This window comes from Paraburkholderia tropica (genome assembly GCF_914484835.1).
In the GTDB taxonomy this organism is placed as follows: domain Bacteria; phylum Pseudomonadota; class Gammaproteobacteria; order Burkholderiales; family Burkholderiaceae; genus Paraburkholderia; species Paraburkholderia tropica_A.
In genome coordinates, this window is record NZ_CAJZAR010000105.1 from 66,656 (window position 1) to 77,452 (window position 10,797).

10 protein-coding genes are annotated in these 10,797 nt (G+C 67.9%); 1 reads left to right on the plus strand and 9 read right to left on the minus strand.

Annotated features, from left to right (window positions below):
• Positions 1 to 29: 29 nt before the first annotated feature.
• Together LDO54_RS37745 and LDO54_RS37750 are read right to left on the minus strand one after the other, a co-directional pair.
• Positions 30 to 1,262, minus strand: a complete 1,233-nt coding sequence (locus LDO54_RS37745) for a thiolase family protein (RefSeq protein WP_224018108.1) — start codon at positions 1,260 to 1,262, stop codon at positions 30 to 32.
• A gap of 207 nt (positions 1,263 to 1,469) precedes the next feature.
• Positions 1,470 to 2,006, minus strand: coding sequence for a carboxymuconolactone decarboxylase family protein (locus LDO54_RS37750; RefSeq protein ID WP_224018110.1), 537 nt, complete (start codon positions 2,004 to 2,006; stop codon positions 1,470 to 1,472).
• A 159-nt stretch (positions 2,007 to 2,165) separates the two neighbouring features.
• Between LDO54_RS37750 and LDO54_RS37755 the strand changes: the two genes are divergently transcribed.
• Positions 2,166 to 3,146, plus strand: coding sequence for an AraC family transcriptional regulator (locus LDO54_RS37755; protein ID WP_224018111.1), 981 nt, complete (start codon positions 2,166 to 2,168; stop codon positions 3,144 to 3,146).
• 16 nt (positions 3,147 to 3,162) lie between these two features.
• Here LDO54_RS37755 and LDO54_RS37760 read toward each other — a convergent pair whose 3' ends face one another.
• The 7 genes from LDO54_RS37760 to LDO54_RS37790 all read right to left on the minus strand — a co-directional run.
• A complete protein-coding gene (locus LDO54_RS37760) occupies positions 3,163 to 4,629 on the minus strand; it encodes an efflux transporter outer membrane subunit (protein ID WP_224018113.1) in 1,467 nt (488 codons plus the stop codon).
• A 49-nt stretch (positions 4,630 to 4,678) separates the two neighbouring features.
• Positions 4,679 to 6,214, minus strand: a complete 1,536-nt coding sequence (locus tag LDO54_RS37765; RefSeq protein WP_224018133.1) for a DHA2 family efflux MFS transporter permease subunit — start codon at positions 6,212 to 6,214, stop codon at positions 4,679 to 4,681.
• Positions 6,215 to 6,359: 145 nt separating this feature from the next.
• Complete coding sequence (locus LDO54_RS37770) at positions 6,360 to 7,451, minus strand: HlyD family secretion protein (protein ID WP_224018115.1); 1,092 nt, start codon at positions 7,449 to 7,451, stop codon at positions 6,360 to 6,362.
• Between the two features lie 50 nt (positions 7,452 to 7,501).
• On the minus strand, positions 7,502 to 8,026 hold the full coding sequence (locus LDO54_RS37775; protein WP_224018117.1) for a MarR family winged helix-turn-helix transcriptional regulator: 525 nt from the start codon (positions 8,024 to 8,026) through the stop codon (positions 7,502 to 7,504).
• A gap of 113 nt (positions 8,027 to 8,139) precedes the next feature.
• Entirely contained in the window at positions 8,140 to 9,099 is a 960-nt protein-coding gene (locus tag LDO54_RS37780; RefSeq protein WP_224018119.1) for a LysR family transcriptional regulator, read from the minus strand.
• Between the two features lie 108 nt (positions 9,100 to 9,207).
• A complete protein-coding gene (locus LDO54_RS37785) occupies positions 9,208 to 9,546 on the minus strand; it encodes a helix-turn-helix domain-containing protein (RefSeq protein ID WP_224018121.1) in 339 nt (112 codons plus the stop codon).
• A gap of 11 nt (positions 9,547 to 9,557) precedes the next feature.
• Positions 9,558 to 10,797 (minus strand): PLP-dependent aminotransferase family protein (locus LDO54_RS37790; protein ID WP_224018122.1); only part of this gene is annotated, 1,240 nt, incomplete at its 5' end.

Consider the following 10,797-nt stretch of genomic DNA (forward strand, 5'->3'; position numbering starts at 1 on the left):
TCGTGGCGCCCAACGCGCGCGCCCGGCCATCATACTTTCTCGAGCGCGAGCGCGATACCCTGGCCGCCGCCGATGCACAGCGTCACGACGCCCCGGCGCACGCCGTCGCGCTGCATCGACCAGGCCAGACGCGTGGTGAGGATCGCGCCCGTCGCGCCAATCGGATGGCCGTGCGCGATCGCGCCGCCCTCCACGTTGACGATGTCGGCGGGAATGCCGAGCTGCTTGATGACCGCGAGCGGCACCGCCGCGAAGGCCTCGTTGATCTCGAAGCGCTCGACGTCGCCGAGCGACCAGCCCGCGCGCCGCAGCGCGAGCTGCACGGCGGGCACCGGCCCGAGGCCGAACAGGCCCGGCTCGACCGCCGCCACGCCCCACGCGACGAGCCGCACCATCGGCGCGAGGCCGTGCGCTTCGGCGAAACCGCGCTCGGCCACCAGCATCGCCGAGGCCGCGCTGTTCAGCCCCGGCGCGTTGCCCGCCGTGATCGTGCCGTCCGGGCGGAACGCGGGCTTGAGCCTCGCGAGCCCCTCGAAGGTGGTGTCGGGGCGCGGCGCTTCGTCGGTATCGAAACGCTCCACGCCCTTCTTGCCCTTCAACTCCACGGCGACGATTTCTTCCTTGAAGCGCCCCGCCGCCTGCGCCGCCGCGAAGCGCTGCTGCGAGCGCGCGGCCCAGCGGTCCTGCTCGTCGCGCGTGAGTTCGGCCTTCGTCACGAGGTCTTCGGTGTGCCAGCCCGAATGCTCGCCCGAAAACGCATCGACGAGACCGTCGCGCAGCATGCTGTCGTGAATCTGCGCGTTGCCCATGCGATAGCCCCAGCGGCCGCCGTCGAGCAGATACGGCGCGCGGTCCATGTTCTCCATGCCGCCCGCGAGCGCGACATCGGCGAGACCGAGCAGCACTTCCTGCGCGGCGCTCGCCACCGCTTGCGCACCCGAGCCGCAGACGCGGTTCACCGTGAGCGCGGGCACCTGCACCGGCACGCCGCCGCCCAGTTCCGCCTGGCGCGCGGGATTCATCTTGTTGCCCGCCTGGATCACGTTGCCGAGCACAACCGAGCCGAGCAGCGCGGGATCGAGCTTCGCGCGCGCGAGCGTTTCGCGCACCGCGATCGCGCCCAGTTCGGTGGCGGGCACGCCCTTGAGCGCGCCGTTATACGCGCCGATCGCCGTGCGCAAGGGATGGCAGAGGACGATCTCGCGCGCGGCGTTCGTGCTCGTATTGAGGGGGGAATTCGAGGTGGATTGCGACAGGCTCATCGTGTTCTCTCCAGAGTCATTCGATGGAACAACAAAACCGCTGCATGCACGACTTCATTCTATGTATGCATATGCACACGTCCAAACGGTTTCATCGAATCGATACTCGTGATTCGTGGCACGTTTTATGTCGGCGGCGCATGCAGCGCGGATGGCCTGTCGCTTGACCTACTCGTTCGCCTCGCGGCGAACGGCTGATGGAACGGCTTACGCGACGGCCGGAAAATCGAGTGTCGTATCGTTGATTCGGTTCACGAGATTCGTGAACGTGATCGACGCAATCGCCAGCGAAATGTCGACGATCTGGCGCTCCGTATAACCCGCGGTGCGGATCGCCTGCACCTCGGCTTCGTCGACCGTGCCGTGCGTTTGCACGAGCAGGCGCACGAAGTGCACGAGCGCGTCGCGCTTCGCGTCGCCGGTCGCGTCGCCCGCGCGGATCTGCTTCATCGTCTCGGGCGCGAGGCCCGCGAACTTGCCCGCCAGCGTGTGCGCGGCGAGACAGTAATCACAGCCCGCCACTTCGCTTACGGCGAGCTTCACGGCTTCGATGTCGGGCTTCGAGAGCGAGCCGCCCGCGAGCACGGCTTCGACGCCGAGGATCGAGGCGAGCGCTTCCGGGCTATGCGTGCCGATGGTGGCGTACGCGTTCGGCACCTTGCCGACGGCCTTGCGGATCTTCGCGAAAACCTCGGCGGCGGCGCCGGTGGCGGCTTCGGGCTTGATGGAAGAAAGACGGGACATGATCGACTCCTGATTCGTTGAATTCGCTGAATTCGTTGAAAAGGCGCGCCGCGCGGAAGGTGCCCGGCATCGCGTTTCTGCTGCACCGCCATCGTCGATGGCATGACGCCAGTCTAGGCGCGCACGCCGACGCTTTTAATGCCAGAATGGCGCGAATTCATGCTCGATCGTCTCACCGTCCTTTCACGCAAGCCACCCACGCCGCCGCCGATCATGGACATCCTCAGCCGCCTGCTCTCGCTCATGCCCGTCGCGGGCCGACTCGACGTGCGCTGCCACTTCGGCGCGCCGTGGCGCATCGACGAGCCGGGTGCCGGCCCGCGCGAGATCCGCTATCACGTGCTGGTCGCGGGTTCGGCCATCGTCGAGGACGCGCACGGCACGCCCACCGCGCTGCATGCGGGCGACATCGTGCTGTTCCCGGCGGGCGGCGCGCACGTGCTCCACGACGGCAGCGGCGAGACGCCTTCCGCGGTAGAAAAGCGCGTGGAAAACGGTCTCGAAGTCGCGACAAACCAGACCGACACGCATCGCACCGATGTCCTGTGCGGCCGCTTCCTGCTGCCCGCCGTGCCGCAGCGGCTGCTGCGCGAGAACCTGCCCGGCCGTCTCGTCGTGCACAGCGCGCCCGCGGGCGGCCACGCGCCCGAGCGCCTCGTGCGCCTGATCGCCCTGCTGCGCGACGAGGCGCTCGAAGCGGGACCGGGCAGCGACTCGCTCGTCAACCATCTTTCGGGCGCGCTGTTCGCGCTCACGCTGCGTTACGCGAGCGGCACCGACGCGCCGCCGCGCGGCCTGCTCGCGCTCGCCCGGCAGCCGCGCCTGCAACCGGCCATCGACGCCATGTTCGAGACGCCGGGCCGCCCGTGGACGCTGCCCGATCTCGCCGCGCTCTGCCATATGTCGCGCGCGACCTTCGCGCGCCATTTCGACGAAGCGATCGGACGTTCGGCCGCCGACGTGCTCACCGATATCCGCATGACGCTCGCGGGCCGTCTGCTCGCGCAGGGCAATCAGCCGGTGGCCGAGATCGGCGAATTCGTCGGCTATCAATCCGATGCCGCGTTCCAGCGCGGCTTCAAGCGCCACGTCGGCATGACGCCCGCGCAATGGCGCGCCGCCGCGCGCGCCGAGGCCTGAGCGCGCGGTCATCGGTTCAGCCGCCACGCGCGGCGCCCGGCGACGACGCCACCACCTCGCCGCTTTCGCTCCAGCCGCCGCCGAGCGACCGGTACAGCGCGACCGCCGCGAGCGCGCGTTCGCGCTGCGCGTTGTTGAGCAGATCGGCGTCGGCGAGCCAGGTTTGCTGCGCGCTCAGCACGTCGAGAAAATCGGTCGCGCCGCCTTTGTAAAGCTGATTCGCGAGCTTGAGCGATTGCGCCGATGCCGTCACGGCATCGTGCAGCTGCTGCGTCTGCGCAGCCGTGCTCACGAGATCGGTGCGGCTGTCCTCGACTTCGCGCAGCGCCTGCAGCATCGTCTGCTGCAGCTTCAGTTGCGATTCGCGCATGCGGCTTTCGCTCTGCTCGATATCGGCGGTGATGCGGCCCGCGTTGAAGATCGGGCTCGTCGCGCTCAGTGCCGCGCTGAACAGGTTGTCCGTGAGCGTCGGCAGACCGAGATACGAGGCCGCGAGCACGCCGTCCGCGAGATTGAGCGAGAACTTCGGATAGCGCTCCGCGCGCGCCACGCCCACTTCCGCCGCGCGCTGCTGCACCGTGGCGTAAGCGGCCTGCACGTCGGGGCGGCGCAGCAGCGCTTCGGACGGCAGCAATTGCGGCACGCCCGCGGGCGCGGACGGAATGGGCGCGGGCGTCGTCAATGCGAGTTGCGCGACGGCTTCCGGCGTGCGGCCCGTGTACACGGCAATCAGATTCAGTTGATGGTCGATGCTCGCCTGCGCACGCGGAATGCGCGCCTGAAGCTCGCTCAACTGCGTTTGCGCGCGCGTGACGTCGAGTTGCGTCGAAAGCCCGTATTTCAGGCGGTCCTGCGTGAGCTGCAAGGTGCGTTGCCGTATTCCTACGTTATCCTGAAGAATCTTCAGTTCTGCCTGCGCCCAGCGCAAATCGACATACGCGGATGCGGTATCCGCCGCCAGCGCGAGACGCACGGCATCGAGCGCATGCTGCTGGCCGACGAGATTCGACTGCGCCGCCAGCAGATCGAGCCGCTCACCGCCGAACACATCGGGCGACCAGCTCAGCGCGAGACCCGCGCCCGCCTGCTTCACGTAGCCGAGCGGCGGCGGCGTGTTCTGCCGCGTATACGCGCCCTGCGCCGTGAAGTCGAGTTGCGGCAGCAGCGCCGCGTGCTTTTGCGTGGTGATCGATTGCGCCTGCTTCACGCGCTCGACGGCGGCCTGCAAGTCGAGATTGCCGCTCAGCACCGTGCCGAGCAGCGCGTCGAGCGTCGGATCGTCGAATTGCGCCCACCAGGCGCGGGCGTCGATGGCGTCCTGCGGGGCGTCGATGCGCCACGCGGCGGGCGCGGTCTCGTGCACCGTTGCGGGCAAATCGGCATGTTGCGCGGGCTGCACGGCGCAAGCCGCGAGCACGGCAACAGCCAGTGCCGACAGCGCGAGACGAAGCGGCTTCAAATGGGAAAGCGTCGAAGGTGACATGTTGGACCTCGGAAACTCGATGCGAACTCTGTGCGAACTCAGTGCGGAATCAATGTGCGTCGGGCGGCGGCGCGGCGGTCGTGATCGGCCGCGAGAACGCCACGCAGGCAATCGCCACCACGAAGCACAGCGAGAGCACGAAAAACGTATCGGAGAACGTCATCACGAGCGCTTCGCGCAGCACCAGCGCGTGCAGTTGCGCGATGCCCGCCTGCGCGGCGTCGAGCGTGTTGCCCGCCATCGCCGACCAGTACGCCGTGCGTCCCGCGAGCAGCGATTCGACCTGCGGCACGCCGTGCGTCACGCTCTCGTTCAGACGCAGATAGTGGAAATTCAGGCGGTCATTGAGCATGGTCGCGCTCACCGCGATGCCGATCGCGCCGCCCAGATTGCGCATCAGATTGAACAGCCCGCTCGCCGACTTCAGCCGCGAAGGCGGCAGCGACCCGAGCGACATCGTCACGATGGGCGGCACCGCGAACTGCTGGCCGATACCGCGCAGCGCCTGCGGCAGCAGGAATTGCTGCCAGCCCCAATCGTGCGTGAGCGGCACATAGAGATAGCAGCCGAGCCCGAAGCACACGAGCCCGAACAGCAGCAGCGCGCGCATGCTGAAATAGCGCGTGGCGAACGCGTAGAAACCGAGCGCAATCAACTGAAACGCGCCCACCGAGAGCAGCGAGAGTCCGATCTGCAACGAGCTGAAGCCGCGCACTTCCGCGAGAAACAGCGGCGTGAGAAACACGGCCACGAAAATGCCGATGCCGGTCACGAACGACAGCACGCTGCCGATGCCGAAGTTACGTACTGAAAGCGCGCGCAGATCGACGATCGGATCTTTCGCGGTGAGCGCGTGAACGATGAACAGAAAGCCGCCGATGGCCGCGATCCACGTGCAAAGTACGATCACGTCGTCGCCGAACCAGTTCTTGCGCGGGCCTTCTTCGAGCACGTATTCGAGGCAGCCGAGAAACGCGCTCATCAGCACGATGCCCAGATAGTCGCCGCGCTTGATCAGCGAGAGATCGGGCTCGTCGATGTGCACGTATTTCGGCACCAGCGCAGCCACGGCGATGCCCGGCACGAGGTTCAGATAGAACAGCCAGTGCCACGACCACTGGTCGGTGATCCAGCCGCCGATCACGGGGCCGAGCGTGGGCGCGAGCGAGGCGAGCGCGCCGATGGTCGTCGACGCGACGATGCGCTGCTTGCCCGGAAACAGCACGAACGCCGTGGTGAACACGGTCGGGATCATCGCCGCGCCGAGCGCGCCTTGCAGCGCGCGAAAGATGATCATCGAATTGATGTCCCACGCGAGGCCGCACAGCATGCTCGTGATCGTGAAGCCCACCGCCGAGCCGACGAACAGCCAGCGCGTGGAGAACACTTTCGAGAGCCAGCCCGACATCGGAATCACCATGATTTCGGCGATCAGATAGGCGGTCTGCACCCACGAGAGTTCGTCCTGGCTCGCGGAGAGTCCGCCGCCGATATCGCGCAGCGACGAAGCGACGATCTGGATATCGAGCGTGGCCATGAAGAAGCCGATGCACATCAGCGCGAACGCGAAAGCGCGCTGCGCCATCGGCTGCTCGTGAGGCTGGAGCGCGCGCGGCGCGGGCGCAAGTTCGGGCACGAGTTCGGACACAAGCTCGCGCGCGGCCAGCGGGGGACGCGCTTCGAGTTCGGAAACGGGGGCGTTCATGTCGGTTGGCCTCGTGTTTAAGCGCTCATTGCGCGGCGGCGTGCTGTGCGCCGCGGTCCAGATGCACCGTCACCGTCGCCGAGAGGCCGGGACGCAGCACGCCCTCCATGCCCGGCGGCACCTGCACGCGGATGCGCACCGGCACGCGCTGCACGATCTTCGTGAAGTTGCCGGTGGCGTTTTCGGGCGGCAGCACGCTGAAGGTCGCGCCCGTGGCCGGCGCGAGACTTTCCACGCGGCCGTGCAGCGTGCCGCTCGCGGCATCGAGTTCGACGTCGGCGGCATCGCCCGCGTGCATCTTGCGGAGCTGATCCTCCTTGAAATTCGCGTCCACCCAGAGGTCCGACGCGGGCACCACGGTCAGCAGCGGCGCGCCCACGTTCGCGAGCATGCCCACACGCGCCGTGCGATTGCCGATGAAGCCGTCCACCGGCGAGCGGATCGTCGTGTAGTCGACGTTGAGCGCGGCGAGACGGCGGCTCGCTTCGGCGGTCGCTACGCGCGCCTGCGCGTCGACGATCTGCGCGGCCAGCACGTCGAGCTGACGCTGCGCCGCCACCACCGACGCGCCGCTTTTCGCGACCGAGGCTTGCGCTTTCGCGGCGTCGGCGTCGGCGCGTTCGACGAGCTGGTTCGACACCGCGTCGTCCTTTACCAGCGCGCGGTAACGCGTCTGGTCCTGCGCGCTGCGCGTGAGTTCGGCGTTCGAGGCGCGCGCCTCGGCCTGGCTCTGGTTGATGACGGCGGCTTGCAGCGTGCGGCGTGCGTCGAGTTCGTCCACGGCGGCGCGCGCGCTCGCGAGTTCGGCGTCGGCCTGCGCGAGCTTCGCGTCGTAGTCGCGCGCGTCGAGCCGGATCAGCACTTGCCCGGCCTTCACACGCTGGTTGTCCTGCACGTCGATTTCGGCGACGAAGCCGCTCACGCGCGGCGCCATCACCGTGACGTTGCCGCCCACGTAGGCGTCGTCGGTGGACTGCACGAAACGCAGCACGAGGAACCAGTAGCCGAGCGCCGCCGCGAGCGCGAGCGCCACGGCGCCGAGCGCGAGGCGCATCCAGGGCAGACGCGCACGTTCGCGCGGCGCGGCGCCCGTGGCAGGAGTGGAAGGACTCGACATGACGTTCACCTGTGTATATGCACTGTTTAAGATAAAAAAATGGCGGCGCGTCACACCGCCCGCGTGATGCGCAGCAATTCGCGCCGGAGCCACGCCGCGCGCTGCGCACCGAAACGGCGCTCGAATTCGTCCTGCGCCGCGCGCCAATGCACGCCCGCCTCGCCCAGCCGCACGCGTCCTGCCGCCGTGAGCGACACCTCGCGGCGGCGGCAATCCGTGCGTGCCGCTGCACCTCCGGCGTCCTGCAAGCCTGCCCGATCGGCGACCAGACCGCTGCGCAACAAGGGCCGCAACGCGCGCACCAGCGTCGTGCGTTCCATCACCATCGTGCGGGCGAGTTGCGCCATCGTCAGCGAAGCTTTGCCGTCGGCCGGGTCTGTCGCACCGAGCGCACCGAGCGAGCCGAGCGCGCCGAGGATGCTGAACTGCGTCGGCGTGAGCCCCGCCGCGCTCAGATGGCGCTCGTAAAGCTGCGAGAGATGGCGGGCCGCCTGGCGAACCGCGAAGCAGTCGTCGTGCTCCAGAGACGGAGTGCAATGCGGCTGCGCGAGCGAGGATCGGTCATAAGTGTGCATACGCACAGATTAGACGGCATGCGGGGCCGCGACAACTGCCGCGCGCGGCATCACATTATGACCGCGGCGGCAATAATCCCTTTCACACGACGATTGAAGCGCGCGCTTACTTTTCAGTCGACCTGCTGCGCCTGCGCATCCGCGAGCGCCTGGGTGCGCGGCTCGGCATGCGTAACGCCGCCGAAAAATTCCGTGGCGTGGTCGATGAAGGCGCGCACCTTCGCGGGCAGCAGCGTGCGCGAGGTGTAGGCGAGCCGGATCTCGATCTGCATGTCGCTGATCGGAAAATCGTCGAGCAGCGTGACGAGGCGGCCCGCCGCCAGATCCTCCTGCACCAGCGCGTTCGGCAAGATGCCGATGCCGAAGCCTTCCAGCACCATCGCGCGATTGAACTCGGGGTTGTTCGAGGCGATTTCGTACTTCAGTTGCACGGTCACGTCGTCCTCGCCGTCGCGGCCGCGAAACGTGAGCGTGGGCTTGCGCAGCGAAGGCGGCATCGGCACGAAAACGTGCTGCGCGAGGTCGGCGGGATGGCGCGGCGTGGACGTGGCCGCGAGATACGCAGGCGAGGTGACGAGCGCGAGCGGAATGCGTTCGAGCAGCTTCGTCACCGTGGTGTCGTTGTTGAGCATGAACGGCAGCACGAGGCCGAGGTCGTAGCCGTCGGCGACCAGATCGACCTGACGCTCGGTCAGCATCACGTCGAGCGTGACCTTCGGATGCGCGCGCTTGAAGCTCGAAATGAGCGGCACGAGCCGGTTCACCGTGGCCGTGGTGTGCGCCACGAGACGCAGCACGCCGTTGGCCTCGCGCGTCTGCTCGGTGGCGCCCGCCTCCAGCGCGTCGAGGTCGTCGAGCACGCGGCAGCAGCCGTCGTAGAAGCGCTCGGCGGCTTCGGTCAGCGAGACCGCGCGCGTGGTGCGGTGGAACAGTCGGCTGCCGAGGCGCTTTTCGAGCCGCGCGATCGCGCGCGAGACGACCGGCGTGGCGAGGCCGTGCATGTCCGCGGCGCGCGTGAAGCTGCGCGCCTCGACCACGGAACGGAAGATCCGCAAGGTGTCGATATAGTCCATGGCGATGACGATGAAGTTCGAGCGAGTGTAATGCGCCGCGCGCAAACGCGCTTGGCGCGTTTAAGGTACTCGCCTGATATGCAGGCCCGGCGTGCCCGCGTGTTCCGCTCAGTCCGACCGTTCCGCGCCGCCGAACACCTCCAGGCAGAACGCGCGGCCGTCTTCCGAGAGGCTCGCGCGGCCCGTGCCGTCCTCGGCGAGCGTGGTCACCACGAGGCCGCTGTCGACGAGTCCGGTCAGATGGCGGCGCAGGCCGCTCATCGGCACGCCCGCCTGCTTCGAGAGCTTGGCGAGCGACCACTCGCGATCGGGCGTCTCGCGATGCGCGCGCCAGAGCTGTTCGAGGATCGAGACCAGCGCGGGATCGACTTCGCCTGCTTCGCCCGCTTCGTCATCCGGCGCGCCATTGCCGTTGTGCAGGTCGTCGTCGTTGTCTTCGTCGTGCATCGTGTGTCTCCTCAGGCCATCTTCGCGGCCAGCTCGCCGAGCGTCTTCAGCGCCGCCTCGGTCTGCGCGGTCCACGGATAGCTATAGTTCAGGCGAATGTAGTGATGAAAGTCGTTGCGCATCGAGAACATATAACCCGGCCCGATGGTGATGCCCTGCGCGAGCGCGGCCTGGTAAAGCCGCATCGAATCCACGCGCGGCGGCAGCTCCACCCACAGCACGTAGCCGCCCTGTGGATCGGACGTGCGCGTGCCCGCCGGAAAGAAACGCTCGACCATCGCCGTCATGAGCCGCGCCTGCTGCCGGTAGAAGCGTCGCAATCGGCGCAGATGACGGTCGTAGCCATCATGGCGCAGATAGTCGGCGAGCGCCACCTGCGGCACCGAAGGCGTGGTGAGCGTGTTGAGGAACTTGAGCTTCTCGACCTGCGCGCGGTAGCGCCCCGGCATCGCCCAGCCGATCCGGTACGAAGCCGACAAACTCTTCGAAAACGACGCGCAATGCAGCACGAGCCCGCGCGTGTCGAACTGCTTGAGCGACGAAGGCCGCGTCTCGCCGTAGTACAGCTCCTGATAGACGTCGTTCTCGATCACCGGCAGATCGTGCGCCTGCGCGATCTCGACGAGCCGCGCCTTGTTCGCATCCGGCATGCGAAAGCCGAGCGGATTCTGGAAGTTCGGCATCACCATGCAGGCGGCGACCTTCTGGCGCGCGAGCACGCGTTCGAGCGCGTCGAGGTCGATGCCGGTGTCCGGGTGCGTGCTCACCTCGATCGCGCGCATGCCCAGACGCTCGATCGCGTGCAGCATCGCGTAGTAGGTGGGCGATTCGACCGCCACGGTGTCGCCGGGACGCGCCACGGCTTGCAGACTCAGGTTGATGGCCTCGGTCGCGCCCACGGTGATGACGATCTCATCCGGGTCGATGGTCGCGCCGTTCTCGGCGTAGCGGCGCGCGATCTGGCGGATCAGTTCGGGATTGCCGGGCGGCAGGTCGTCGATCAGGTTCCAGCTCGCGTGGCGGCGCGCGATGGCGTTCGCGTACTGGTTGATGCGCCGCCAGGGATACAGCGCCGGGTCGGGATACGGCGAGCCGAGCGGCACCGCGTCCTGCGCGCCGATAGTGCGCAAGGTCGAGAGCACGAGGCGGCTGACGTCGACGGGCGCGGGCGCCGAAGCGGGTGGCGTGGGCGGCGTGGGTGGCGCGACCGGCGCCTTCGATGCGCCGCCCGGTCGGCGCGCGCGGGCGTCG

What these genes read in the sequence shown, in the direction of transcription:
- LDO54_RS37785 (WP_224018121.1), bottom strand. Translation starts at nt 9,546, where the DNA reads ATGCACGACGAAGACAACGACGACGACCTGCACAACGGCAATGGCGCG.
- LDO54_RS37760 (WP_224018113.1), bottom strand. Translation starts at nt 4,629, where the DNA reads ATGTCACCTTCGACGCTTTCCCATTTGAAGCCGCTTCGTCTCGCGCTG.
- LDO54_RS37750 (WP_224018110.1), bottom strand. Translation starts at nt 2,006, where the DNA reads ATGTCCCGTCTTTCTTCCATCAAGCCCGAAGCCGCCACCGGCGCCGCC.
- LDO54_RS37765 (WP_224018133.1), bottom strand. Translation starts at nt 6,214, where the DNA reads ATGGCGCAGCGCGCTTTCGCGTTCGCGCTGATGTGCATCGGCTTCTTC.
- LDO54_RS37755 (WP_224018111.1), top strand. Translation starts at nt 2,166, where the DNA reads ATGCTCGATCGTCTCACCGTCCTTTCACGCAAGCCACCCACGCCGCCG.
- LDO54_RS37770 (WP_224018115.1), bottom strand. Translation starts at nt 7,451, where the DNA reads ATGTCGAGTCCTTCCACTCCTGCCACGGGCGCCGCGCCGCGCGAACGT.
- LDO54_RS37775 (WP_224018117.1), bottom strand. Translation starts at nt 8,026, where the DNA reads ATGCACACTTATGACCGATCCTCGCTCGCGCAGCCGCATTGCACTCCG.
- LDO54_RS37780 (WP_224018119.1), bottom strand. Translation starts at nt 9,099, where the DNA reads ATGGACTATATCGACACCTTGCGGATCTTCCGTTCCGTGGTCGAGGCG.
- LDO54_RS37745 (WP_224018108.1), bottom strand. Translation starts at nt 1,262, where the DNA reads ATGAGCCTGTCGCAATCCACCTCGAATTCCCCCCTCAATACGAGCACG.